Below are 25731 nucleotides of genomic sequence, written 5' to 3'. Positions count from 1 at the left end.
GCCGTTCACTTGGCCACCTCTTTCTTACCCTTGAACATGCCCAGCATCCGGTCGGTGACCGCGAAGCCACCGATGACGTTGAGCGTGCCGAACACCAGCGCGACGAACGCGATGATGCGCACACCCCACCCGGCGTCGGCGGGCAACTTGCCCAGCACGACCAGCGCGCCGAGCACGACGATGCCGTGAATGGCGTTGGTGCCCGACATCAACGGGGTGTGCAGGGTGTTGGGGACCTTGGAGATGACGGCGAAGCCGACGAACCCGGCGAGCACCAGGATCGCGAGATTCGCGAGTAGACCGGCATACATCAGGCAGACACCTCCTGCTCGGTACGGGTGACACACGCCGCCGCGACGACCTCGTCGTCGAAATCCGGTGTGATGGAGCCGTTGTCGTCGAGCATCAGCTCGATCAGCGCCAGCAGGTTCTTCGAGTACAGCTCGCTGGCGTGCTCCGGCATCGTGGCCGGCAGGTTCAGCGGAGCGGCGATGATGACGTCGTGTTTGACGACGGTCTGACCCGGCTCGGTCAACTCGCAGTTACCGCCGGTCTCACCGGCGAGGTCGACGACGACACTGCCCGGCTTCATACCCTCGACCGCGGCCGCGGTCACCAGACGCGGAGCCGGACGACCCGGCACCAGCGCAGTGGTGATCACCACGTCGAAACCCTTGATCGCGTCTTCGAGAGCCTGCTGCTGCTGCGCGCGCTCGTCGTCGGTGAGCTCACGGGCGTACCCGCCCTCACCGGCGGCGTCGATGCCCAGATCGAGCCACTGCGCGCCGACCGAACGGACCTGCTCAGCAACCTCGGGACGCACGTCGTAACCGGTGGTCCGCGCACCCAGACGCTTGGCCGTGGCCAAGGCCTGCAGCCCGGCCACACCGACACCCAGGACCAGCACCGTCGCCGGCTTCACCGTGCCGGCCGCCGTGGTCAGCATCGGGAAGAACCGCGTCGACACATCCGCGGCCACCACGACCGACTTGTAACCCGCGACGTTCGCCTGCGAACTCAGCGCGTCCATCACCTGGGCGCGCGAGATACGCGGAATGGCTTCCACCGCGTACGCCTCCACGCCTGCTTCCCGCAACGTGGCGATCTGATTGTCGGCGTTGCGCGGCGCGAGAAAGCCGATCAGCTTCTGCCCGCTCCGCAGCTTCGCGATCTCCGCATCCGACGGCGGCGACACCCTCAGGACCACATCGGACCCATATGGATCGCCGATCGTCGCACCGGCCTCGGTGTACGCCTCGTCGGGGATCAGAGCGCCGAGACCGGCCCCCGACTCCACCACGACGGGCACACCCTTGCCCACCAGCGCGGCGACGACCTTCGGGACCAGCGCCACCCGGCGCTCTCCCTCGGCCGTCTCGCGCACGACACCCACTGTCATCTATCTCACCTGTCTGATCCGGCGCCATCGAGCAGCGCCGCGGTTCGGCGCGCCAGGACTCGGCGCGTCTTTGTCAACGAGGTGACCTGCCTCCACATCGTGCAGCTCCGCCATGTGTGGGCGCAGCGGACGACCTGACGCAGGTCACGAGGTGCTCGGATGGGACAGGATGGCTGTCACCCGGCTCACATAAAGGTGCGATGAACATAACATGCGCTCTCAGCGACAGCTCAGGTGAGTCAGATACCTCACTCAACCCTTGACGCTGCGGTTTTCGCTATTTCTGGACACATGTCTGCACAGGTGTCGTCCCGCTGGCCTGCCAAGGCATTTCGGGCTCGGGCTTCGCACCGCCTCAGACGATGGTGTAGGTGCGGTCGTCGAGTCCGCTCGCGCCGTCGGGTGCCGGTGCCTGATAGCGCTCGATCTGCGGCTTGCCCTGCTTGTCGATCGCCCGGCACTCGAGGGTGTGGTTGCCCTTGGTCGCCTGCCAGGCGAACCGCCATTGCCGCCACGTGTCGATGTTGTACTCCGTCGTCAACTCCGCGGGTTGCCATGGCCCCTGGTCGACGCGCACCTCGACGCGCTCGACGCCCGTGTGCTGGGCCCATGCGGTGCCGGCCACGACGACCTCCCCGGCCGGATGCTCGGTGCCATCGGCCGGACGGTCGAAGCGCGACGCCATCTTGATCGGGCCGAGCGCCGACCACCCGCGTGTCGTCCAGTAGGCCTTGGCCTCGGAGAACCGCGTGATCTCCCAGTCGATGACCCATTTGGTCGCCGAGACGTACCCGTACAGTCCCGGCACCACCTGTCGGACCGGGTATCCGTGCTCGAGGGGAAGCGGCGAGCCGTTCATCCCCACGGCGAGAAGCGCGTCGCGCCCATCGGTCACCGCCGAAATCGGTGTGCCGCAAGTCCATCCGTCCACACTCGTGGACAGCAACATGTCCGACCCGGGCCTCACCCCGGCGAGGTCGAGGACCTCGCGCATCGGCACCCCCAGCCACTTGGCGTTGCCGACGAGGTCGCCACCGACCTCGTTCGACACGCAGGCGAGCGTCACGATCCGCTCGGTCATCGGCATGGCGAGCAGGTCGTCCCAGGACAGGGTCACCTCGCGGTCTACGTCCCCGTGAATCCGCAGTCGCCACTCGTCGGTCGTGAGCGTCGGAACCTGCAACGCGGTGTCGATGCGGTAGAAGTCGGCATTGCTGGTCATGAAAGGGGTTGCGCCCGAGAGCTCGAGCTGCGCCCCGGCCGGGATCGGCGGCGCCTGGCTCGCCGCGCGCGGCAACAGCACTCGGGCGCGGTCGGCGACGACGCCCGCAGTGTCGGCGAGCACTCGCCGGGCCACGACACCGACGACGACCGCGGCGGCCGCGATACCGCCGGCGGTGAGCACGAAGCGGCGCGAGAAACCCGACCGCACTGCCGATGTGGGCTCGTCGCCCGCAGCGTCGGGATGCGCCTCGGGGGACTCCGCCCCCTTGGGACGTAGCTGCGCGATGAGGACGCGCAGCACGACGATCCCGACGACGCCGGCGATGATCGACGGCAGTGCGTGCATCCATCCGGCATCGGGACGGTTGAGTGCGGCCAGCATCCCGACCACCCCGAAGGCTCCGATGATCACCGAGCCGAGTGGAGGTCGTCGTCGTTCGAGGTATCCGCATGCCGCCGCGAGTACCGCGATGATGATGCCCATCCCGATGAACAGTGCGAGCTTGTCGTTGACGCCGAACGTCTCGATGGCCCACTTGCGTACGGCCTCGGGCGAATGGTCGACGACCGACGATCCGACCGCGAAGTACGGGGAGGAGTCGGGCGAGATCGGGACGGCGGCCAGTTCGCCCGCGGCGAGAGCCGCGCCGACGGCGACCACGCCCGCCAGCGCAGGAGCCGGCGAGGATGCGTGACGTGTCGTGATGGAGGCCATATCCCTTGGTACCGGAGAACCCTGTGAATATGCCGTGCGTCTGATGGTCCGAGACCGGCCGGTGACCACCGACGGCACCCCGTCGACGAATCGTTATCAAGACTAGAACAGGTTCTAGTTTGTCCGCTAATCTGAGCGGCATGGCTACCAGCACCGAGATCCCCGAGACCGTCGCACTCGATTCGGTGAGCGAGTTCTCCGACGAGGTCGACGTCGTCGTGATCGGATTCGGCATCGCCGGCGGATGCGCCGCCGCCGAGGCCGCTGCCAACGGCGCGCGTGTGCTGTTGCTCGAGCGCGCCGCCGCGCCCGGCGGCACCACCTCGCTCTCCGGTGGGTTCTTCTACCTCGGCGGCGGGACCGCGGTACAGCAGGCCACGGGCCAGGACGACTCCGTCGAGGAGATGGAGAAGTACCTCACCGCCGTGTCGATCGAACCCGAGGCCGACAAGATCCACGCCTACTGCGTCGACAGCGTCGATCACTTCAACTGGCTCGAAGGGCTCGGCTTCACCTTCGAGCGCAGCTTCTATCCGGAGAAGGCCGTGATCCAGCCCGGCACCGAGGGACTGATGTTCACCGGCAACGAGAAGGTCTGGCCGTTCAAGAACCAGGCCGTCCCCGCACCGCGCGGCCACAAGGTCCCGGTCCCCGGGGAGACCGGGGGCGCGAAGCTGGTCATCGATCTGCTCGTCACCCGCCTCGATGAGCTGGGTGCCGAGGTCCGGTACGAGACCGGCGCCCGCCAGTTGGTCGTCGACGAGCAGGGTGCGGTCGTCGGCGTGATGTGGAAGACGCCCGACGCCGAGGGCGTCATACGCGCGGACTCGGTGATCATCGCCGCCGGCGGTTTCGTGATGAACCCCGACATGGTCGCCGAACACACCCCGCATCTCGCCGAGAAGCCGTTCGTGCTCGGCAACACCTACGACGACGGCCTCGGCCTGCGCATGGGCCGATCGGTCGGCGCCGCACTGAAATACATGGACAAGGCGTTCATCACCGCGCCGATCTACCCGCCCGCCAGCATGGTCATGGGCGTCATCGTGAACAAATTCGGCGAGCGGTTCGTCACCGAGGACTCCTACCATGCGCGGACATCGGGATTCGTTCTCGAGCAGCCGGATTCGGTGGCTTATCTCATCGTCAACGAGTCGCACATGAACGAGAAGCAGAACTACCTGGTCCCGTTGATCGACGGCTGGGAGACCATCGAGGAGATGGAGCGGGACCTCGGAATCCCCGAGGGCAAGCTGCAGGCGACCATGGCCCGCTACAACGAGAACGCCGCGAAGAAGGAAGACCCCGACTTCCACAAGGCACCCGAGTTCCTCGAGCCCCAGGACACCGGACCGTGGGCGGCATACGACCTGTCGCTCGGCAAGGCGATGTACGCCGGGTTCACCATGGGCGGTATGGCGACGTCACTCGACGGCGAGGTGCTCGACGAGTCGGGCACCGTCATCCCTGGGCTCTACGCCGCCGGGGCCAGTGCCACCAACATCGCGCAGGACTGCAAGGGATACTGCAGCGGAACGCAATTGGGCGAGGGCTCCTACTTCGGCCGGCGCGCCGGGCGGCACGCGGCGGCACGGGTCGCCACCAGCGCCTGACGGTCGGGCACCCGATCGAAAACCGCCCGCCGGCGGACCACAGACGACGAAGAGTCGTCGGCGTCGCCGGCGAGGGCGGTTTCCACTCAGCGCCGCGGCGTGAACCCGCGGAGTCGCAGGCTGTTGCCGACGACGAACACCGACGAGAGCGCCATGGCCGCGCCGGCGATCATGGGATTCAGCATCCCCGCGGCGGCCAGCGGGATGGCGGCGACGTTGTACCCGAAGGCCCAGAACAGGTTTCCCTTGATGGTGCCGAGGGTTCGACGCGCCAGAGCAATGGCATCGGCCACCGCGCGCAGGTCACCGCTCACGATCGTCAGATCGCTGGCGGCCATCGCGACGTCGGTGCCGGTACCCATCGCGAGGCCGAGATCCGCCTGCGCAAGCGCCGCGGCATCGTTGATCCCGTCACCCACCATCGCCACCACGTGGCCCTGCTCCTGCAGTTCGGCGATCACCTCGAGCTTCCGCTTCGGACTGACCCCGGCGGTGACGTCGTCGATGCCGACACTCGACGCCACGGCCCGAGCGGCGCCCTCGTTGTCGCCGGTGAGCAACATCGGAGTCAGACCCAGTCGCCGGAACTCGGCGACCGCCGCGGCCGACGACGGTTTGACCTGGTCCGCGACCACGAGAACCGCGACGGGAACAGGTTGTCCGGCAGTCTCTTCGGAGGAATTCTCAGCGATCAGGACGACGACCGCGGTCGCACCGTCGGATTCCGCGGCGACCACCGCATCGTCGAGCGACGATGGTAGCGGCGCGTCGACCGTGTTCGGCGACACCACTGTCACGAACCGGTCGCCGACGACTCCGGCGACACCGGCGCCCTGCGTGGACACGAAATCTCGAACGCGGGCGTCGATGTGGTCGCGTCCCGCGTCGACGATGGCCGCCGCGATCGGGTGTTCCGATCCCGACTCCACCGATGCCGCCCAGCCCAGGACCTGTTCGCGCGCATAGCCGTCGGCCACGGTGATCCCGGACAGCGACATCGCACCCGTCGTCACGGTGCCGGTCTTGTCCAGCACGATCGTGTCGACGCGTCGCGTCGATTCCAACACCTCCGGGCCCTTCAGCAGGATGCCCAGCTGCGCCCCTCGCCCGGTACCGACCATCAGGGCCGTCGGAGTGGCGAGTCCGAGCGCGCACGGGCACGCGATGATGAGGACCGCGACGGCGGCGGTGAACGCGAAGGTCACATCGCCACCGGCGAAGTCGGTCGTGGACGCCACCCCGAGCCAGAAGCCCAGAGTCGCAAGCGAGATCGCGATCACGATCGGGACGAACACCGACGAGATCCGATCGGCCAGTCGCTGGACGTCGGCCTTGCCCTCCTGCGCCGCCGTCACCATGCGGGCCATCTGGGCGAGCGCGGTGTCGGAACCGACAGCGGTCGCACGCACGACGAGCAGACCGCTGGTGTTGACGGTCGCACCGACCACCGAGTCGCCGGAGGTGACCTCGACCGGTACGGATTCGCCGGACACCATCGACGCATCGACCGCCGACGCACCGTCGACGACGACTCCGTCGGTGGCGATCTTCTCACCGGGCCGCACGACGAACTCGTCGCCGACCGCCAGCTGCGCGATCGGGATTCGGGACTCGGCACCGTCGGACCGTCGGAGGCGGACATCCTTGGCCCCAAGGTCCATCAGCGCGGCAAGCGCGTCACCGGCCCGCCGCTTGGCGCGCTTCTCGAAATAGCGGCCGGCCAGTAGGAAGGTCGTGACGCCGGCCGCGGCCTCGAGGTAGATGTGCGACGACCCGTCGGTCCGCTGGGGCAGAAGGTCGAAACCGTGTGTGAGCCCGGGCGTGCCCGCGGTGCCGAGGAACAGCGCGTACAGCGACCATCCGAACGCCGCGAGGGTGCCGACGGACACGAGGGTGTCCATCGTCGTGGCGCCGTGGCGCAGGTTGATCCACGCTGCGCGGTGGAACGGGTAAGCGCCCCACACGACCACCGGCGCGGCGAGCGTCAGGGACAACCACTGCCAGTACGTGAACTGCAGCGCCGGGATCATCGCGAGCGCGATCACCGGCACCGAGAGGACCGCGGAGACGATCAGGCGCTGCCGGAGACCGTCCAATTCGGGATCGCCGGACCCCGCTCCCGGGTGTTCCGGAGCGTCCGCCGACGAATCGGTCAGGATCGGCGACGCGTCGTAGCCGGCCGCGCGGACCACCTCGACGAGGTCGCCGGGCACCAGACCCGCAGGTACCTCGACGTGGGCACGTTCGGTCGCGTAGTTCACCGACGCGGTCACACCGTCGATCTTGTTGAGCTTGCGCTCGATGCGGTTGGCGCAGGACGCGCAGGTCATGCCGGTGATGTCGAGGTCGACCAGTTGTCCGGTGCTCGCGGTCATGGGTGACCACCTTCATGCGGGTCGGATGTCGGTTCGCCGGTGACGACGCCGTGTGACGGTGCGTCGTGAGTCACCGGCTCCACGTCGGGGCCCCACGCGCGCCCGACGCCGAACGCGATCACGAAGACCGCGATCAGCGCGACGACGTAGGCCAGGGGCCCGGTGACAACGGATCTCATGGTCAGACCAGCGCGTAGCCGGCTTCGGTGACGGCGGCAGCGACCTCGTCTCGACCGAGTTCACGGTCGGCCGCGACCCGCACCGAGCCGTCGTCGACGGTGACCTCGACGCTGGTCACGCCCGGCAGCGCCTCGATCTCCTCGCGAACGGACGCGGCACAGTGGCCGCAGGTCATGCCGGTGACGGTGTAGGTGCTGGTGGTGCTCATGCGGGAACTCCTCGGATCGTCGAAGTCAACGGGGATGGATCAGGAAGGACGGTCAGGACTTGACCAGGCGGGTGATCGCGGCCATGGCCTCGTCGACCTTGGCCTTGCCGGCCTCGTCGCTCTCCTGCGCGGCATGCACGACGCAGTGAGCCATGTGCTCTTCGAGGAGCCCGAGGCTGACCGCTTGCAGCGCCTTGGTCATCGCCGACACCTGCGTCAGGATGTCGATGCAGTAGGTGTCTTCCTCCACCATCCGCTGCAGACCGCGCGCCTGACCTTCGATGCGCTTCAGGCGGCGCAGATAGTCATCCTTCCGGCCGATGTAGCCGTGCTGGTGCTCGTCCATGATTCTCCCGTCCGGATACCCCTCAAGGGTATGCCCGACCAGGTATACCACCGCCGAACCCGAAACGGTACCCCCCTACCGTATGCGGAACGAACCCGTTGTGCTCGGAGCAGCCCAACTACTGCTCTCTGAGAACCAGCGGTCTCGTGGCTTTTCGGATACCCCTACGAGCGGAGTGCTGCGGCCAGTTTGGCCAGGGCGGCGGCGACCTCGTCGAGTGCGTCCCCGATGGCGGCAACACGCGCCGCGTCGAATCCCGGAGCGGTGGGGTCGGGCACGCGCACGGCCGGGACGTTCCGCGGCGCGATGCCCGTCGTCTCCGAATTCGGGACACGGACGGACGGGCCGGCCTGGCCGCTGCCTGCCTGTCCGTCGAACGATCTGCCGGGGTCCGGCGCCGGCGAGTAGGCGACGTCGTAGCCGTCGGTCCGGTGGCGTCGGCCGTGGTAGTCCTCGGCGGCCAGCGGCTCGGCATTGGTCGACCGGCGTCCGCCGCGGTACTCGTTCGGTTCGGGCTCGGCCGCCGGGGGTTGCGTCGGCAGGGCAGCCGGGTGCGAGTCGGGCAGGCGGTGCGAACCCATCCGTGACGAACCCATCTGCGGCGGCTGACGCAGCGGGTCGACGGCGTGATCAGGCGCGACGGTCTGCGGGTTGGAAGCGCTCGCGCCGGTCATCACCGACGGTGCGTGGCCGTTGCTGCGCGCATAGAAGTGCGGGCCGCCGTGCCCGGCGAAGAACACGCATCCGGCGCCCTCCGGGGACGGGACCGGGCACGGATTGCGTTCGATGAGCGACTGCGCGCGGTCGTCGAAGTCGTTCCACTCGAGCCACAGCCGGCGGTCGTGCCGCGGGTGGGTGCTCGCGTCGGTGGCGTGATTACCCCGATGGCCGATCGCCAGACGGCATTGCAGCAACCAATCGGAGTCACCCGACAGCCCCAGCGCCGCGCGTTCGGTCGGCCGGCACACCACCGTCGACCAACAGCCTTCGCCGTTCATACGGACTCCCCTTCATGCCTTGCATCGCCGCGAGATCTTCGCGCGACCACACCCGTGTGGAGCGCACGGTCGTCTTCTCGTACCCGTCGGCTTCCTGCCGCCCGGTGGCAAGCCCCCCCGGCATGCGCTTCTGCGGTGGCCCTCCCCCGGTGGCCACGGTGTGGTGAAGATCCCGCGGGTCAGTGTACGAAGCGGGCCGGTCCGGTGCCACCCTCTTGGCCCCGCGCGTCCGAACCGAGGAACGCGAGGATCCTCGCGTTCACCTCGTCCGGCTGGTCGAGGTGCAGGAAATGGCCCGCCCCGGCGACGACCGCGGCCGCACTGCCCGCCGGCAACACCTCGCGGACCGTGTCCGCAAGACGCGACTGCATGCACCCGTCGTCTGCACCATGCAAATACAATGTGGGAGAACGTGGTTCGCCCAGCCAGTCGTTCCGCAACGCGGCGTACCGAGGATGGGTCCGCAGCCTGCGGAGTGCGCGGTAGTACCCGAGCGCAGCTGTCCGATGGGCACGTGTGGGCAGCGCCGCGAGCGCGTGGTCGACGTCCAGTCGGTGGTCGGGCCGGACAGGAGTCGCCGCCGAATCGAGCAGCCAGCGGCGCCACAGGAGCGGGATGAGGCGGTCGAGAGTCCGTTCGGGCAACCACGGCAGCTGATTGAACGCGATGTACCAGCTCATCACCGCCTGACGCGCGAGCGTCTTGACGCCGTCGACCCCACCGCCGATCGAGCGCCGGACCGCCGGAACCGGCGGGACCGACATCGAGATCACCCGCGCGTACGGATTGTCGTCGCGGTGCGCCACCGCGTTCGCCGTCATCGCGCCCCAGTCGTGCCCGATCAGGACGGCGTCGGGGCCGGCTCCGACCGCGCGATGAACCGCCAGCGCATCGTAGGCCAGCGCCGCAACGTGAAAGTCGTTGTCCTCCGGTATCTCCGACGGTGCGTAACCGCGTGTGAACGGGGCGACCACGCGGTACCCGGCGCCGGCGAGTTCGGGCCCGAGGTGCCGCCACGTCCATGCCGAGTCGGGAAATCCGTGCAGGCACACGACCACCGGACCGGCCGCGGGACCCCACGCGAGCGCATGCAGGGTGATGTGTCCGAGCTCGAGGGTGATTCGTTCCGGGCCCCCGGGAACAGGGGCGCGGGAATCCGGGTCGTCGTGATCGGGGCCGCCCTCGGGCCCCGAACCGTCTGCGGAGATCTGGGTCATCGGGGTCAATCTATCTCCGACAGCACCCCGGAGGCGTCGACTTGACCGGTCCGCTCAGCCGGGCAGGCCTACGGGACGGGCCTCCCGCAGTTCGCCGTCGATGATCCGGAACACCCGCGACTCCGCCACATCGGCGGTCAACGGGAAATCCGTGCGGACATGCGCTCCGCGGGATTCGGTACGCGCGGCAGCGGCGGCGACGACCGCGGACGCGGTGAGCGTGAGTGCCGCGTCCTCGATGTCGCGTACCGAGTCGGCCGTCCGACGCGGCGCGGCGGCGAGCGTCGCGGCGACTTCGGTGAGACCTGCGGCCGACCGTCGTAGCGCGACGTGTCGCGTCATCATGTTCTGGAGCTGCTCGCGGTCCAGGACGGGGACCGGCCGCTCGACCTTCCGTTCGGCGCGTTCGGGGACCGGGATCTCGCGACGCGCGACTGCCACGGCGGCCGCGCGACGGCCCATCACCAGGCCTTCCAGCAGGCTGTTCGATGCCAGCCGATTGGCGCCGTGCAGCCCGGTCCGCGCGACTTCGCCGGCCGCGAGCAACCCGTCGACCGCGGTGCGGGACGACTCGTCGGTCACGACCCCGCCGCACAGATAGTGCGCGCCGGGGACGACCGGGATCCGTCCGGACGCGGGGTCGAGGCCGGCCGCGCGGACACCTGCGGTCACCGTCGGGAAGCGTGTCTCGAAGTCGCCGACGTCGGCGATGTCGAGATACACGCACGGGTGCCCGGTGAGCTCGATCGCGGTCTGCACCGCGTCGGCCACCACGTCGCGGGGAGCGAGATCGCCCATCGGGTGGACGCCCGCGGTGACCGACCGGCCGTCGACGTCGACGAGCCGTCCGCCCTCACCGCGCACCGCCTCGCTGATGAGGGTCCGCCGACCCCGCGCGCCCGCGGTGTAGAGCATCGTCGGGTGGAACTGGATGAACTCGAGATCGGCCACCTGCGCCCCGGCGCGCAGTGCCAGCGCGATGCCGTCGCAGGTGGCGCCCGCCGGATTCGTGGTGGCAGCGTACAGGTGCCCCGCCCCGCCGGTCGCGAGGAGCACGGTCGGGGCGAGGACCGACGTGGGACGGCCGTCGCGCAGGCACGCGACACCGACCGCCCGGCCGTCGTCGAGGTGGATCGCGGTGGCGATCGTGTCGTCGAGGAACCGGATCGGCGGCACGTCCCCGCGGGCGGTCTGCCGGACGGCCTCGTGCAGCGCGCGTTGGATCGCGGCCCCGGTCGCGTCGCCGCCGGCGCGGATGATGCGCCGGCGGGTGTGGCCGCCCTCACGGGTGCGCAGGAGCAGACCGTCGGCGTCCCGGTCGAATTCGGCACCCCAGTCGATGAGGGCCGACACCGAGTCCCAGCCGTCGGCGAGGATGAGGCCCGACGCCGCGGCATCGGTGAGACCGCCACCGGCGGCGACCGTGTCGGCGAGGTGGCGGTCAACGGAATCGGCGTTGTCCGAGCTTCCCGTCTCCGCGCCGGGCATCACGACCGCGACACCACCCTGCGCGTAAAACGTGGACGTGGGTTGCTCCGCATTCGTCACGTCCCAGCCCGGCCCCTTGTTGAGCACGACGACCTGGAGCCCCTCGTGGGCGGCCCACAGCGCCGCCGTCAGTCCGGCGATTCCGGCACCCACCACCACGAGGTCGGCGCGGACCGTCTCCGCGGTCCCGGTCAGTCCGCGAGTGAACCCGCTCATGTCAACCGCCTCTCGCCGCGGCTCAGGGTGCCGCCGGCCCTCCGGGCAACACCCCGGATGTGTTTTCGATTCCCAGTCGAAAACCCTACCCTGCGATTGCGCCACCCGAAATGCTCGGCGGCCCGCCGGCTCCGATGTTTGATCGTCTCCGGCCCCGATGTTTGAGCGCCTCCGGCAAGGGCAAACCCGGTCAGCATGAAAACCCTCTGGTTCGACCCCGCAGGTGAGGCGGCCCCCGAGTACCTGCCCGATGTTCGCCCGGAGACGATGCCCATCGACGTCGTCGACAGATTCGACCAGGTCATCGTCGGAGGTGGCATCACCGGTCTGACGACCGGCCTGCTGCTGGCCCGCGCGGGCCAGTCGGTCGCGGTCCTCGAAGCCCGGCACATGGGTGCCGCGGCGACCGGCCACACCACCGGCAAGCTCTCGCTGCTCCAGGGCACTCGACTGTCGTCGATCGCGAGCCGCCACGGCCACTCGGCCGTACAGGACTACGTCGACGCCAACCGCGAGGGACAGGCCTGGTTGCGTCACTATCTCGAACACCGCGGCCTGCAGGTCGACGAACGCGCGGCCCTCACCTTCGCCGCCACCGCGTCCGGCGCGAAGTCGGTGGAGAAGGAGTTCGAAGCCTGCCGCGCGCATGACCTCCCCGTCGAACACGTCGACTGTCCCGAACTGCCCTTCGACGTCCGCACCGCGATTCGCCTCGACGGTCAGGCCCAGATCGACCCGATGGTTGTGCTCCGTGCCCTGACCGACGACCTGCGCGCACACGGCGGCCATTTCTACGAGGGCGTCCGTGTGCAGGGCCTCCGCCACGGCTCACCGAACGTCCTCTCGACCGACGCCGGTGACGTCCGTGCCGACTCGGTGGTCATCGCCACCGGACAGCCCTTCCTCGACCGTGGCGGCTACTTCGCCCGGGTCCATCCCCAGCGGTCCTACGCCGCGGCGTTCACCGTCGACGGGGACATGCCCGGCGAGATGTACCTCGGCTCCGACAACCCGTCGGTCTCACTGCGGACGGTGTCCCGGCCCGGCTACGACCGCGAACTGCTCATGGTCGGCGGCTTCGGACACGAGGTGGGCCGGACGAAGTCCGAGCGACAGCATGTCCTCGACCTGATCAGTTGGACCCAGAAGCACTTCCCCTCGGCGCAGATGGTCGCGCGCTGGTCGGCCCAGGACTACACGACGATCGACGAATTGCCTTATGTCGGACCGATTCTGCCGGGCGTCGACTCGGTGCAGGTGGCGACCGGCTTCGCCAAGTGGGGCCTGACCAACGGCGTCGCCGCGGCGCTCGCGATGACGGGACGCATCCTCGGTTCCGAACCGCAGTGGTCCACGACCCTGCGCCCGTGGCGCACGACCGAGATCAGCCGCCCCGGCTCGCTGGCCTCGGCGGTGTCGGCCAACGCGCAGGTCGCGGGATACATGGCCGCCGGCTACCTGTCGCTGCTGAAGCCGACCGACGATGCACCGAAGGAAGGCGACGGCAGCGTCGGGCGTTCCGGCGTGAAGCCCGAGGGCGTGTGCACCGTGCAGGGCCAGACGCGGTCCGTCGCGCCGCTGTGCACACACCTCTACGGCGTGCTGCGGTGGAACGACGCCGAGCAGTCCTGGGACTGCCCGCTGCACGGTTCGCGATTCAGCCACACCGGCGAGGTCCTCGAAGGTCCGGCCACCCGGAACCTGGCCTCGCACAACGACTGAGCGGGACACAGCGGACCGTCGTCGGGCCCGACGACGGTTCGCCTTGTCAGGTCCGGACGACGGCCGGCGCCGAACCGGCAAGCGCGGCCTCGCCCAGCATGCGTCGGAACACCGGACCGGTCAGCGTCGCGATCGGGCGCTGCACCGCTCCGGCCAGGACGCGGACACCGACGTCGAGTGCTCGCGCGTCGAGGCCGACCGGAATGCGGTCCCGGCCGCTCAGGACCCCGTGCAGGATCGCCGCTGCCGCGGCATCCGGCCGCGTACCGGGCAGGCGACGGTTGAACCCCCGCGTCACGAAGTCCCGCACCCCGGGCGTCACGTACAACGCGCGGGCCGCGATCTCGGTGTGCACGACGCCGGGATGGACACTGTGCACCCGAACGTCGGACCCTTCGGCACGTAGCTGTAGCTGGATGGTCTCGGAGTAGCCGCGCGCGGCGAACTTCGAGGCGGAGTACGCCGACTGCGTGGGGCAACCGAGGAATCCGAAGGCGCTGGAGGTGTTCACGATCGACCCGCCGCCGGCCGCCTGTAGATGAGGGAGGAAGGCCACGGTGCCGTTCACGACGCCGCCGAGGTTCACGGCCATGATCCGCCGCGCGTATTCGTCGTCCTCCTCGAGAACGCCCGCCACCATCGTGATCCCGGCATTGTTGAACACCATGGCCGGCGGGCCGGACCGACCGACGACGGCGTCGGCATATGCGGTCATCGCATCGGCGTCGGACACATCGACCTCGTCGAGATGCACCCGGGCACCGGCGTCGCACAACCGCACCGTCTCCCGCGCCGCCGGAAGGTCGACATCGCTCAGGAACACCTCGACACCCGCACGACCGAACCGCCGCGCGAGTGCCCGGCCCATCCCCGCCCCGGCACCGGTGATCACCACCGGCCGCCCGGCGCAGCGCCGACGAAGCCGGCCATCGGAGACCTGCGGATGCCACAGTCGCGCGGGCGGAAACGCCGGGTCCAGGCGCAGCGACCGGAGTTCAGACCAGTTCGTCACCCGTGCGGACTACCCGCTTGCCCCGGCGCTACACATCGCACAGAATCGCCGGGCACGGCTGCACCTCGACCCGCGCGTCCACCGCCCGCGCATCGTCGGCGTTTACGGTCGGGGGCCGCGGGTAACCCGCGCACCGGACAGCGTGGCGTACCGGCCCGGAGCACATCGGCCGGGTGAGATCGATACGGACGAGGGGAGTCGACCGTTGAGTGTGTCGGATGCAGTGGTCGTCGGGGCCGGCCACAACGGGCTCATCGCCGCGATCCGGCTCGCCGATGCGGGCTGGGATGTCACGCTCCTCGAAGCGCAGCCCGAGGTCGGCGGCGCAGTCCGGAGCGCCGAGATCACCCCCGGTTACGTCACCGACCTGTTCAGCGCCTTCTATCCGCTCGCGGTGGCGTCGCCGGTCTTCGCCGACCTCGACCTCGCCGATCACGGTCTGGAGTGGAGCCGCGCACCGCTGGCCTTCGGCCACCCCGCTGGGCCCGACGACGTCAACGCGCCGGTCGTCTTCCCCGATGCCGCCGACACGGCCGCGCATCTGGCCACCTTCGACGAGCGTGACCGGCGCGCCTGGCTCGACCTGGTCGAGCAGTGGCAGCAACTCCGGCCCGCGATCCTCGACACCCTGTTCGGTCCGTTCCCCCCGGTCCGCGCGCTGTTGTCGCTCCTCCGCTCGCTCGGCACGGCCGACGCCCTACGCCTGGCCCGGTTCCTGATCCTGCCGGCCGATCAGATGGTGCGTGAACTCTTCGACAGCGAGAAATCCGGTCTGCTCATCATCGGCAACTCCCTGCACGCCGACATCCCGCTCCACGCACCCGGCAGCGGATTGATGGGGTACCTGCTGACCATGCTCGGCCAGGACACCGGTTATCCCGTACCCGTGGGCGGGGCGAGCGCGCTGCCCGCGGCCCTTCGACGCCGCGCCGAGAGCGCCGGGGTGACCGTCGTCTGCGACACCCGAGTCACCCGGATCGACGTCCAGGGCGGGCGGGCCACCGGGGTCGTGGACAGTACCGGCCGCCGATGGCCGGCGAAGCGCGCCGTGCTCGCCGACGTGGCGGCGCCCACGCTCTACACCGAGCTGCTGTCGGCCGACGACGTGCCCGCGCGCGTCCTCGACGACCTGCGAACCTTCACCTGGGACACCCCGGTGGTCAAGGTGAACTACGCCCTGCGTGAGAAGATCCCTTGGCGCAGTACCAATCTCAGCGGAGCCGGCACCATCCACCTCGGCGCCGACGCGCGCAACATCGCCTACGGGACCGCCGACATCGAAACCGGCCGTGTCCCGGAGCATCCGTTCCTGCTCTTTGGCCAGATGACCACCGCGGACCCGGGCCGGTCCCCCGCGGGCACCGAAAGCGCCTGGTCCTACAGCCATCTCCCGCGCGGAGTGACCGACGACGAGGCGGCCCAGCTGCTGGCTCGCAGGATGGACGCCGTCCTCGAAGCCCACGCGCCCGGTGTCTCCGACCTCATCGTGGGACGGCACGTCCAGACCCCACACGACCTGCAGGCCGCCGACGCCAATCTCGTCCACGGGACGGTCAACGGCGGTACGGCACAACTGTTCCAGCAGTTGATCTTCCGCCCGACGCCGAACCTGGGCGGTGCGTCGACGCCGGTGGATCGCCTCTACCTGGCGGGGTCGGGAGCGCACCCCGGTGGCGGGGTCCACGGCGCCTGTGGCAACAATGCCGCGCGTGCCGCCCTCGCCTCGGACGGGTTCCGCGGATTCCCGCGAAGAGTATTCGACCGCAACATCATCCGACGACTGACCAAGACCGACAACAACCACTGAACGGAGCAGCGGAGCATGAACCGAGTCGAACGTCATACGAGTGCCACACCGGCGCAGGTCTGGTCGGTGCTGTCCAACGGCTGGCTGTACGCCTCGTGGGTCGTCGGGGCCTCCCGCATCCGCAACGTCGACCACACATGGCCGCAACCCGGATCGAAGATCTATCACTCGGCGGGGGTGTGGCCGGCCCTGCTCAACGACGAGACAGAATCCGTCGAGTCGAAGGCCGGGCTTCTCGAATTGTCGGCCGCCGGGTGGCCTTTCGGTCGCGCACGAATCCGCATGACGATCGAGAAGGACGGTGACGGTTCCCTCATCGGCATGGAGGAGTTCGTGGAGACCCCGCCGCTGAGATGGATTCCGCCGACCATCCAGGAAACCGTCATGTCACCGCGCCTCAACGAATGCCTGAAACGGCTGGCGATGCTCGCCGAGAACCACGCGGGCTGAGAGGGTTGCAACCGGGTCGGTGCGGGTACGCCTTGCGGCATGACCACAGCACTCGCCATCAACTGCACCCTCAAACCCTCTCCTGCTGAATCGAGCAGCGAGCTCATCGCCCGACACATCCTGGACGCGGTCGCCGAGCAGGGCGTGACCGGGGACATCGTCCGGGCGGTGGATTACGACATCCGGCCGGGAGTCGAACGAGACATGGGCAACGGTGACGAATGGCCCGCGCTCTTCGAACGGGTTGCCGCCGCCGACATCCTGGTCATCGCGACCCCGACGTGGCTGGGCCACATGTCCAGCGTCACCCAGCGTGTTCTCGAACGTCTCGATGCCGAGATCTCCGAGACCGACGACGCCGGCCGCCCCGGGATGTTGGGCAAGGTGGCGATGTGCGGTGTCGTCGGCAACGAGGACGGCGCCCACAAGATCATCGCCGACGTCTTCGGCGCGCTCAACGACATCGGGTTCACGATCCCCGGACAGGGCAACACCTACTGGAACGACGAGGCCATGGGCGGCCGCGACTACAAGGACCTCGACTCGGTTCCCGACCCCGTCGACTCCGCCACCCATGCCGCCGCCCGAAACGCGGCACACCTCGCCCGACTGCTGTCGCAGAACAGCTTCCCGCCGTACGAGTGAGCAGCGGATCTTTCGGACGACCTTGATCGTCTGCCGATCGTTGCCTGATGTCCTGCGGCTCAAGCCTTCTCGTCGTCCGCGAGATGACCGGCGTCCTCGGAGGCCTGGCGGCGCAGCCGCTCCCGGTATCCGTAGGTGGCCCGCAGGACGTCGTCGTAGCTGTCGGCACTCGAGCCGAGGGCGCCGGCGAAGATCCCCATCGACGTCGCCAGCCATGCCAGGTACACGTAATTGCGCAGCCCCACCGGATATCCGAGCTGCGAGGCGAGGAATTCCTCCTCGATGACGATGAGCGCCGCCGTCAGTGTCGCCAGGAACAGCCCGGCGTACAGCACCACCGCGCTGAACACGACGGTGCACACCGTCGCCATGTTGTAGAGGCGCGCACGCGGTTTCGCGGTGACCGTCACCCGTTCCCACAGGCGATTGTTGACGATGAGCCACAGCGAGGCGAGCACCAACGACAGCAGGGTGATGGCTGCGAGACGCCACGCACTCAGCGCATTGGCCATCGACCAGATCGTGGAGAAGAAGATGCCGAACGACGCCGCTGCGGCGGCTGCGGCGGTCATGCCGGTGAGGGTCGGGATCAGCCGCCACGGCCGATTTCCCCGAACCATTCCGGCCATCAACTTCAGACGACGCGAATAACCCTCGGCGCACACGTATTCGGTGTCGCCGTCGCCGATGACGACGATGCCGCGCTGCTCCTCGAACTCGCGCATGGACCCCGCACCGGTCACCGCCTCGGCGATGGTCGCGACCAGGGTTCGCAGTGCTCGCCGGGGAGCGGGTCCGAGAGCTGGGAGCGAGACGACGGCGGCGTTGCGTTCGCGGTCGAGTTCGGCCAGCACCACAAGGTTTCGTGGGCTGCGATCGTTGCCGTCGGCGTCCCGCGGCTTGTACAGCCGCGGCATTTCGGTGACGAACACGACCACCTCGTCGGCCGAGTCATCCGTGCCCCAGACGGTCTCCAGATCACCGCGCGGCGTCATCTGCAGTGTGGTGTCCCTCGTGACGGTGTGCCCGCGGTACTCCAGTGACAGCTCGTCGGCGATCTGCTCGAAGCGGTCCTCACCGCGCTCGATCAGGGCGGCCGGAAGCCCGTGTTCGGCGACGATCCGCAGCGCTCCGGCGCGCCGCGGATCGTCGTTCTCGGTGGTCATGTGCGTCTCTGCCGTCATGATCAGGCGGGGGCCTCAGTCCGGCGGCTCGGACTCCCCCGCCGCAGGGGATTCCGGGTTGTCCTCGTCGTCGCGGGCGGTGGCGGCGGAGGGGTCCACCTGCTCGTCCGTGTCGGGTTCGTCGACGGTCCGCTCCTCGAGTTCGTCGACCTTGCGTCGAGCATCATCCGGCGTCGCCTCGGGCGTGCCGGTTTCGGCTGGTTCCATGGGCAATTCCTCAGACATCAGATTCATCGATCCTTCGGTCGGTGTCTCGCGATGGAGCCTCTGTCGCATGTCCGTTTTCCCGGTGACGACATGACGTAAACGCGATCACGCCCCGGTCGCCACATGTGTATCGGCCACCGGCTTGGGCTCGGCCGAACCGCGTTGACGCAGAACGACCGACAAGACGGCGATCGCCGCCACCAGCACTCACCCCGTCTCAGTCGTCGGCGGACGTCCTCGGCGCATAGCGAAGGACCGCTCCGATCCCGTCGCGCGGGGCAACGCGTTCGTCGATCCGGACCAGAGCGGCTCCGGTCAGGACCGCGGCCACCGGCAGGGCCTCGTCGGCACGCAGCGTACGTTCCGGGGCCAGGCCCAGCTCAGAGAGGTTCTCCGCCGTCGGCGCGATCGTGGCGAGGCCCCCCGCGGCGTCTCCGCCGTCGAAGACCGTCGCATCGCCGAGGTCGCCGATGATCAGCGTCTCGACCTCGCCGTTACGCAACGCCCCGCACACGGCCGTCAGTCCTTCGACCGCGACGGCCGGGCGATGCCCGAGTCCTGCCTGCAGACTCTCCGCCGCGTCGGCCATCGTGCGATTCTGGCGCAGCTCGAGTTCGGTGGTCACCGCCTTGCGGACGTCGTCGTCGGCGATGCCGCTGTCCCGGGCGCCGAGTTGGAGGTCGACCAGTCGCTCGGCGAGCCGCTCGGGAGCCGTTGAACGCAGATCCGACATCGACGAGAGCTCACCGATCACGAACACGAGCTCGGGGTTGTCCGAGTCGACGATCGCGGTCAGCCGGTCGGCGATCTGACGAATGTTCTTGCGGTTCTGCTCGTCGCTGCGCTGCTGCGGGTCCCCATACCCGGGCGATTCCGCACCGGCGGCGTGGTGGATCGGATAGCCCTCTCCCTCAACGCTTTCGCGCATCAACGAGGATCCGCCGGCTTCGAAGAGCTCGATGTCGGCGCCGGCGTGATCGACCGCGGCGATCACGTGTCTCGGGGCACTCGTGCCGTGTTCGACCAGCGGAACCAGGTAGGGCACCGGCGAATACCGTGCCACGGATGTGACCGGTGGTCGGATGAGGTGTTGGTCGAGGAGGACACCGTCGGGACCGGCGATCACCGCACGGCCACTGGGCCCGACGGCCGGCGCCCCGTCGAGCAGGGCATTGCCGATCGACTCCACCACCGCCGCGTCGGCCCCCGCCGACTCGAGTTCCTCCCGCAGGGCTCGCCACCGGAGTTCCATCGTGTGGGCGGCGTCCTCGGTGTTGTGCGAGTCGTCGATGTAGATGGTGGCGAACGGACCGGTTGCAGTTGCCAGCTCGCGGAATCGGGTCGAATTCATGCGCGGCCTCCTTGCCTGTCGTCGGGGCACGTCGACTCCCTCGACGGGTGCCCACCGGATTCAGGCCGCAAACATGACGCACACCCCTACAGCGTCGAGGTGTCGATCACGAAGCGGTAGCGCACATCCGACGCCACGACGCGGTCGTAGGCCTCGTTGATCCGGTCGGCGGAGATCACCTCGATCTCGGCGCCGATGCCGTGCTCGGCGCAGAAGTCCAGCATCTCCTGGGTCTGCGCGATGCCGCCGATCATCGAACCCGCGAAACTGCGCCGCTTGCCGATCAGCGCGCCCGCCGGGACCTCGATCGGATGTTCGGGGAGACCGAGTTCCACGAGTGTGCCGTCGAGGGCGAGCATGCCCAGGTACTTGCCGATCGGAAGATTCGCCGACACGGTGTTCAGGATCAGGTCGAAGGTGCTGCGGAGTTCCCGGAAGGTCTGCGGGTCGCTGGTCGCGTGATAGTGGTCGGCGCCGAGCCGCAGACCGTCCTCCATCTTCTTCAGCGACTGGGACACCACGGTCACCTCCGCACCCAGTGCGTGCGCGATCTTCACGCCCACGTGGCCGAGCCCGCCGAGTCCGACGATCGCGACCTTCTTGCCGGGTCCCGCGCCCCAGTGCCGCAGCGGTGAGTAGAGGGTGATGCCCGCACACAACAACGGTGCGGCCTCGTCGAGTGCGATGCCGTCCGGAATCCGGAGGACGTAGTTCTCGTCGACGACGATCGAGGTGCTGTAGCCGCCGTGCGTCGGCGACCCGTCGCGTCCGACGGCGTTGTAGGTCCCCACGTTGCCTCGCTCGCAGTACTGCTCCTCGCCGAGGCGGCACGGTTCGCACTCACGGCACGAGTCGACGAAACAACCCACGCCGACCCGGTCACCCACGGCATACCGGGTGACGGACTCGCCGACGGCCGCGACCGTCCCGGCGATCTCGTGGCCGGGGACCACCGGGAACCTCGTCCCGCCCCACTCGTCGCGCGCCGTGTGGATGTCGGAATGACAGATCCCGGCGAACGCGATGTCGATCGACACGTCGTTCGGACCGAGATCACGCCGCTCGATGGTGGTCGGTTCGAGCGGGCGATCGGCTGCCGGCGCGATGTAGGCGTTGACCGTGGTGGGCATGCAGAACTCCTCGGTGTGATGCGGGGGTCGGGGCGAAATCGGGGTTCGGGCACGATTCCGTGAGCGGGAATGCTCGTCGTGCGAGACCTGCTCAATGACACGAACAGATGCGGGCCGATGCATGTGTCCGATGTGGCCAGTGTGCCCGCCGACCCCGCCGCATCGCCATAACAGCACGTCGCAGGGCCGCGTAGGCGATCCGCCGTCGCCCCGTGGGGCTGGATCCGCCGCTAATGATCGTTACAATGACCGACGGTGACGATCAACAGCTCAGTCGACGACGGTCAGCGCACGCAGTTGCACCCGGTGTCCCCGATCGCCGAGCTCACGCGATTCGGGACGACCACCGCTCACGCGGCTGCGGGCGTCGGACGCTTCGTCCTCCACACGGCAGGCGACGCTTTACGGGGTCGCCCACCCGGCGCCGCCCGCGTCGCGCACGAGATCCGGACCACGTTCGAACACCTGGGTCCGACCTACGTGAAGCTCGGCCAGCTCATCGCCTCGAGTCCCGGCGTCTTCTCCGAATCGATGTCCACCGAGTTCGAATCACTCCTGGACCGCGTGAAACCCGCCGACCCCGCGCTCATGCGTGCACAGTTCATCGCCGAACTGGGCCGGGCGCCCGAGGAAGTCTTCGCCACGTTCGATCCGGTGCCCATCGCGTCCGCGTCGATCGCCCAGGTGCACACCGCGACCCTGCAGGGCGGCGAGGAGGTGGTCGTCAAGATCCAGCGTCCGGGCATCGCCGACCGCCTGGCGCCCGACGTCGCGATCCTCGAACGCCTCGCCGGCCTCGTCGAGATCTCCGAGTACGGGCGGATGCTCAGCGCGCGGCACGTGGTCGAGGACTTCGCGGCCGGCCTCGACGCCGAACTGGACTTCCGCATCGAGGCCGACACCATGCGCGAGTGGTTCGCCTGCCTGCAGCCGGGCCCGTACGGCGACCGAGTCCGCGTGCCGCACGTCTACGACGACTTCACGACGCAGCGCGTGCTGACCATGGAACGAATCCACGCCATCCGCATCGACGACGTCGCGGCCGTACGCGCCGCAGGCCACGACGGAGTCGCGCTGTGCCGCAACCTCCTGCTGTCCCTGCTGGACTCGGCATTCCACGGCGGGTTGTTCCATGGGGACCTGCACGCCGGGAACGTCCTCGTCGACGACGCGGGCAAGCTGGTCCTCCTCGATTTCGGCATCGTCGGGCGTTTCACCCCGCGCACCCGGCGCATACTCCGCCAGCTCGTCGTCGACCTCGTGGTCCGCGGGGACTACGAGTCCGCCGGCCGGGCGATCTTCCTCCTCGGCGCCGTCCACAAGCCGGGTTCGACGTCGCAGGGCGCGGAGGACATCAAGAAGGTGACGACTCCGTTGTCGACCACCGACCTCGGTTCGATGTCATACACCGACCTCGGGCGGCAACTCGCCGCCGTCGCCAAGGCCCACGACGCACGGCTCCCGCGTGAACTCGTCCTCGTGGGTAAGCAGTTGCTGTACGTCGAGAAGTACACGAAGCTGCTGGCGCCGCGGTGGAAGGCCATGTCCGACAAGGAGATCTACGGATACATGGCCGGCATCCTGAAGGAGGCCGAACGCGATCGTCGAGCCGCCCCGGGCTGACTCCCCGCCGCGGATCCCGGCATGTCGGACCGACTGTGGCCAACTGTGGCAAACGCGACAGTTAGGGTGGGAGCGATCAGCTGATTCCAGGAGTCATACATGAGACGTTTTGTGCCGGCAGTGCTGGCCTTCTTCGGCGCTGCGTGTATCGCGGCGGCCATCGCCATACCGCTCTACCTCGTGCCGCAGTTGAAGGTGGTTCCGCTCGATCTGGACATCACCTCTGACGCGACCACGGTGGCGGCGGACGGTTCGACCGGAGAGCGCTTCCCGGCGGTGATCTTCGACCGTTGCTCGGTGTCCGAGGATCGTGCCCGCACTCTCGAGGCGCATCTCACCCAGCAGCGACGCTCGATCATCATCGAACCGTCGGACAGCCGCCAGGCGAGCCTGCAGTCGGCGCAGACCGTGCGCATCGACCGCCTGCGCGACGCCGAGGGAACCGAGACCGAACCCAGCTTCGCGGCTGCGGGCGAGACCCGCACCTGTGAGGACGGTCTGCTGACCGCGACCATCGACCGCGTGTCGGTGAACCGCAAGACCTCGGCACCCAACGGGGCGGTCAGCTCGCTGCAGCTCGAGGCGGTCCCCGAGGGCGGCAACGTCAACGACGTGTCGGTCGCCATCGACAACCGCACCGGATACCAGTACAAGTTCGGTTTCGACGTGCAGCAGCGCGACTACCCGTACTACGACCTCAACACCCGCCAGGACTGCGCGGCGAAGTTCGAGGGCGAGGAGACCATCGACGGGATCAACACGTATCACTTCGTGTGTGATGTCCCGGAGACCGATCTCTCCAACCTCCCCAACGCGCAGGGTGAAGCAGCTCTGGGCACGATGCTGACGATGCCTGCCCGCTGGTGGGGCATCACCGGGCGCGGAGTGCGGGCGAACGACCCGATCACGATGCACCGGTACGCCGCCGCGACCCGCCACGTGTGGGTCGAGCCGGAGACCGGGACCATCGTCGACGGTCGTGAGGACCAGCACCAGTACTTCAAGTCGCCCGACCAGAGCGACGCCACCCCGGAAGCGGTGCGCGAGTTCCGGATGGACGCCCTGAAGGGCACCTTCAAGTGGACCGACGACACCGTCTCCAACCAGGCGAGCAAGGCCAGCGGCTACGTCGACCAGCTGAAGGTCGGCGGCTTCTGGGTGCCGATCATCCTCGGCATCGTCGGGGTGATCCTGCTGATCGCCGCCGCGCTGCTGCTCTTCCGCGGACGCCGCGACGACAACCGGGTCGATGACACCCCGCCGCCGACGACACCGCCCGCCGACGAGCGCGACACCACGCTGATCAAGCGCGACGCACCGCCGGCCGGCGCAGCACCTGCGAGCGCCAACCCGTGGGAGCGGCCGACCGAGCAGATCCCCAAGGTCGGTGACACGCCGCCGCCCGACGACTCGGCCACGCGCACCTTCCGCAAGCAGCCGCCGCCCGAATAAGCAGCGACGCAACGACCACCGCGGGCGCATCCGGTACCACCGGATGCGCCCGCGGTGTTGTGTTTGTGGTTAAGGGGCGGTGACACACCCCTCCGTAGCCCGGCCCACCCAAGTGACCTCGACGGACGCGCGGGCACGCTTCGCGTGCACGAGCTGCTCGGCCAGCAGGGGTTGCGCGCGGCAGAGTGTCTTCCGCTCCCTGAGGAGCGCCCGGAGCTTGCGGAGGGCGCGGCCAACCCCGCTCCCTGAGGAGCGCCCGGAGCTTGCGGAGGGCGCGGCCAGCCCCGCTCCCTGAGGAGCGCCCGGAGCTTGCGGAGGGCGCGTCACGAAGGGTCGGCGACAGAGGTTGCGAAGACCCTTCGTGACGCTCGCAAGCTCGCTCCTCAGCCTGGATCCGTGGATGGGTGCGGGGTGTCGATGACAAGAAAATGCCCTCTGAGCTGGAATGATTGGTGGTGTTGAGACAACAAAACAAACCAGTCAAAAGGCATTTTCAGTGAAAGTATCGCACACGTTCTCCGCCGAGTCCGCGGTCTTCGACGACGACAACCTGGTGTCGCACGCCGGGCTGGTACCGGTCATGGCGGTGGCTGAGTCGACCGGGTTGGCGTCCCTGCTGGGCGAACGGGTCGATCTCGGCACCACCCAGGTCGCCTCCGCCGGGGCCAACCTCGAGGCGAAACTGTTGACCGTGATCGCCGGATTGTGTTGCGGCGCTGACAGTATCGACGACCTCGGAAGGGTCCGCAGTGGTGGGCACACCCGCCTGTTCGACCGCGTGTACGCCCCAGCCACGATCGGACAAACGCTGCGCGAGTTCACCCCCGGACATGCCCGGCAACTCAACGCGGTGATGACCCACACACTGCCGGCGATGTGCGCCACCGCTGACCTGCTGCCCACCGACGGGTCCCAGGTATTTGTCGACATTGACTCACTACTACGCCCGGTCTACGGCTACCAGAAAGAAGGCGGCTCCTACGGGCACGCCAAAATCGCCGGGCGTGAACTCCTGCGCAAAGGGTTGTCCCCGCAGGTCACCACTCTGTCCGCAGCCGGGCATGCCCCGGTGATCGCCAACGCCTGGCTACGCGCCGGGCGCACCGCTTCCGGGAACGGGGCAGCGAGAATGATCGCTGAAACCCTGACCACCGCACGCCGGTGTGGGG

23 protein-coding genes and 1 pseudogene are annotated in these 25731 nt (G+C 68.7%); 8 read left to right on the top strand and 16 right to left on the bottom strand.

The genetic code is table 11. The annotated features are described in order from the left end of the window. Nucleotides 1–5: 5 nt before the first annotated feature. The 3 genes from A9310_RS08880 to A9310_RS08870 form a co-directional block, all read right to left on the bottom strand. The gene (locus A9310_RS08880; RefSeq protein ID WP_058253806.1) at nt 6–311 is read right to left on the bottom strand and encodes an NAD(P) transhydrogenase subunit alpha; all 306 of its coding nucleotides are present in this window, start codon (nt 309–311) and stop codon (nt 6–8) included. Beyond that, entirely contained in the window at nt 311–1399 is a 1089-nt protein-coding gene (locus A9310_RS08875; RefSeq protein ID WP_065630265.1) for a Re/Si-specific NAD(P)(+) transhydrogenase subunit alpha, read from the bottom strand. The genes A9310_RS08880 and A9310_RS08875 overlap by 1 nt, the downstream gene beginning before the upstream one ends. A gap of 355 nt (nt 1400–1754) precedes the next feature. After that, the gene (locus A9310_RS08870; RefSeq protein ID WP_065630264.1) at nt 1755–3338 is read right to left on the bottom strand and encodes a molybdopterin-dependent oxidoreductase; all 1584 of its coding nucleotides are present in this window, start codon (nt 3336–3338) and stop codon (nt 1755–1757) included. 140 nt (nt 3339–3478) lie between these two features. On the opposite strand from A9310_RS08870, the gene A9310_RS08865 reads away from it, so the two are divergent. Beyond that, on the top strand, nt 3479–4951 hold the full coding sequence (locus A9310_RS08865) for an FAD-binding protein (protein ID WP_065630263.1): 1473 nt from the start codon (nt 3479–3481) through the stop codon (nt 4949–4951). An 86-nt stretch (nt 4952–5037) separates the two neighbouring features. Here A9310_RS08865 and A9310_RS08860 read toward each other — a convergent pair whose 3' ends face one another. The 7 genes from A9310_RS08860 to nadB form a co-directional block, all read right to left on the bottom strand. Further along, complete coding sequence (locus tag A9310_RS08860; protein WP_065630262.1) at nt 5038–7326, bottom strand: cation-translocating P-type ATPase; 2289 nt, start codon at nt 7324–7326, stop codon at nt 5038–5040. Next, nucleotides 7323–7505, bottom strand: a complete 183-nt coding sequence (locus A9310_RS08855) for a hypothetical protein (protein ID WP_058253801.1) — start codon at nt 7503–7505, stop codon at nt 7323–7325. The genes A9310_RS08860 and A9310_RS08855 overlap by 4 nt, the downstream gene beginning before the upstream one ends. Before the next feature lie 2 nt (nt 7506–7507). Beyond that, nucleotides 7508–7714, bottom strand: a complete 207-nt coding sequence (locus A9310_RS08850) for a heavy-metal-associated domain-containing protein (RefSeq protein ID WP_010843166.1) — start codon at nt 7712–7714, stop codon at nt 7508–7510. 52 nt (nt 7715–7766) lie between these two features. Then, nucleotides 7767–8060, bottom strand: a complete 294-nt coding sequence (locus A9310_RS08845; protein ID WP_004020389.1) for a metal-sensitive transcriptional regulator — start codon at nt 8058–8060, stop codon at nt 7767–7769. A 164-nt stretch (nt 8061–8224) separates the two neighbouring features. After that, nucleotides 8225–9058: a hypothetical protein gene (locus A9310_RS08840; RefSeq protein WP_065630261.1), complete on the bottom strand. Its 834-nt coding sequence runs from the start codon at nt 9056–9058 to the stop codon at nt 8225–8227. 179 nt (nt 9059–9237) lie between these two features. Next, a complete protein-coding gene (locus A9310_RS08835; protein ID WP_065630260.1) occupies nt 9238–10275 on the bottom strand; it encodes an alpha/beta hydrolase in 1038 nt (345 codons plus the stop codon). Nucleotides 10276–10329: 54 nt separating this feature from the next. After that, entirely contained in the window at nt 10330–11979 is a 1650-nt protein-coding gene (gene nadB, locus A9310_RS08830) for an L-aspartate oxidase (protein WP_065630259.1), read from the bottom strand. Between the two features lie 195 nt (nt 11980–12174). Here nadB and A9310_RS08825 point away from each other — a divergent pair, with 195 nt between their 5' ends. After that, the gene (locus tag A9310_RS08825; protein WP_065630258.1) at nt 12175–13701 is read left to right on the top strand and encodes an FAD-dependent oxidoreductase; all 1527 of its coding nucleotides are present in this window, start codon (nt 12175–12177) and stop codon (nt 13699–13701) included. A 46-nt stretch (nt 13702–13747) separates the two neighbouring features. Here the strand turns inward: A9310_RS08825 and A9310_RS08820 are convergent, their stop codons facing one another. Next, nucleotides 13748–14596: an SDR family oxidoreductase gene (locus tag A9310_RS08820; protein WP_083207315.1), complete on the bottom strand. Its 849-nt coding sequence runs from the start codon at nt 14594–14596 to the stop codon at nt 13748–13750. A gap of 322 nt (nt 14597–14918) precedes the next feature. On the opposite strand from A9310_RS08820, the gene A9310_RS08815 reads away from it, so the two are divergent. The 3 genes from A9310_RS08815 to A9310_RS08805 are packed head-to-tail and all read left to right on the top strand — an operon-like array spanning nt 14919 to nt 17615. Further along, nucleotides 14919–16520 carry an NAD(P)/FAD-dependent oxidoreductase gene (locus tag A9310_RS08815; protein ID WP_065630257.1) on the top strand — a complete coding sequence of 534 codons (1602 nt, stop codon included), beginning with the start codon at nt 14919–14921 and terminating at the stop codon, nt 16518–16520. 15 nt (nt 16521–16535) lie between these two features. Then, entirely contained in the window at nt 16536–16970 is a 435-nt protein-coding gene (locus A9310_RS08810; protein WP_058253794.1) for an SRPBCC family protein, read from the top strand. Nucleotides 16971–17009: 39 nt separating this feature from the next. Continuing rightward, nucleotides 17010–17615, top strand: a complete 606-nt coding sequence (locus A9310_RS08805) for a flavodoxin family protein (protein ID WP_065630256.1) — start codon at nt 17010–17012, stop codon at nt 17613–17615. Nucleotides 17616–17674: 59 nt separating this feature from the next. On the opposite strand, the gene A9310_RS08800 is transcribed toward A9310_RS08805, so the two are convergent. The 5 genes from A9310_RS08800 to A9310_RS08785 all read right to left on the bottom strand — a co-directional run bounded on the left by A9310_RS08800 (nt 17675) and on the right by A9310_RS08785 (nt 21487). After that, nucleotides 17675–18781 carry a hypothetical protein gene (locus tag A9310_RS08800; protein ID WP_065630426.1) on the bottom strand — a complete coding sequence of 369 codons (1107 nt, stop codon included), beginning with the start codon at nt 18779–18781 and terminating at the stop codon, nt 17675–17677. Between the two features lie 33 nt (nt 18782–18814). Further along, nucleotides 18815–19006 (bottom strand): hypothetical protein, encoded by a 192-nt coding sequence (locus A9310_RS08795; RefSeq protein ID WP_254661205.1) that lies wholly within the window; start codon nt 19004–19006, stop codon nt 18815–18817. A gap of 105 nt (nt 19007–19111) precedes the next feature. Next, a complete protein-coding gene (locus tag A9310_RS26570) occupies nt 19112–19207 on the bottom strand; it encodes a DUF6766 family protein (RefSeq protein WP_368072715.1) in 96 nt (31 codons plus the stop codon). Between the two features lie 16 nt (nt 19208–19223). Then, nucleotides 19224–20357: a hypothetical protein gene (locus tag A9310_RS08790; protein ID WP_065630255.1), complete on the bottom strand. Its 1134-nt coding sequence runs from the start codon at nt 20355–20357 to the stop codon at nt 19224–19226. An 86-nt stretch (nt 20358–20443) separates the two neighbouring features. Next, a complete protein-coding gene (locus tag A9310_RS08785) occupies nt 20444–21487 on the bottom strand; it encodes an NAD(P)-dependent alcohol dehydrogenase (protein WP_065630254.1) in 1044 nt (347 codons plus the stop codon). 255 nt (nt 21488–21742) lie between these two features. Between A9310_RS08785 and A9310_RS08780 the strand changes: the two genes are divergently transcribed. The 3 genes and pseudogenes from A9310_RS08780 to A9310_RS08770 form a co-directional block, all read left to right on the top strand. After that, complete coding sequence (locus A9310_RS08780) at nt 21743–23110, top strand: AarF/ABC1/UbiB kinase family protein (RefSeq protein ID WP_065630253.1); 1368 nt, start codon at nt 21743–21745, stop codon at nt 23108–23110. A 99-nt stretch (nt 23111–23209) separates the two neighbouring features. Next, nucleotides 23210–24562 carry a DUF3068 domain-containing protein gene (locus A9310_RS08775; protein WP_065630252.1) on the top strand — a complete coding sequence of 451 codons (1353 nt, stop codon included), beginning with the start codon at nt 23210–23212 and terminating at the stop codon, nt 24560–24562. Between the two features lie 496 nt (nt 24563–25058). Next, nucleotides 25059–25731 (top strand): annotated as a pseudogene (locus A9310_RS08770) (IS1380 family transposase); the annotation flags it as partial.

Origin of the sequence: Gordonia sp. UCD-TK1 (assembly GCF_001691435.1) — a bacterium.
Taxonomy (GTDB): domain Bacteria; phylum Actinomycetota; class Actinomycetes; order Mycobacteriales; family Mycobacteriaceae; genus Gordonia; species Gordonia hongkongensis.
This window is presented reverse-complemented; position numbering and strand designations above follow the sequence as displayed.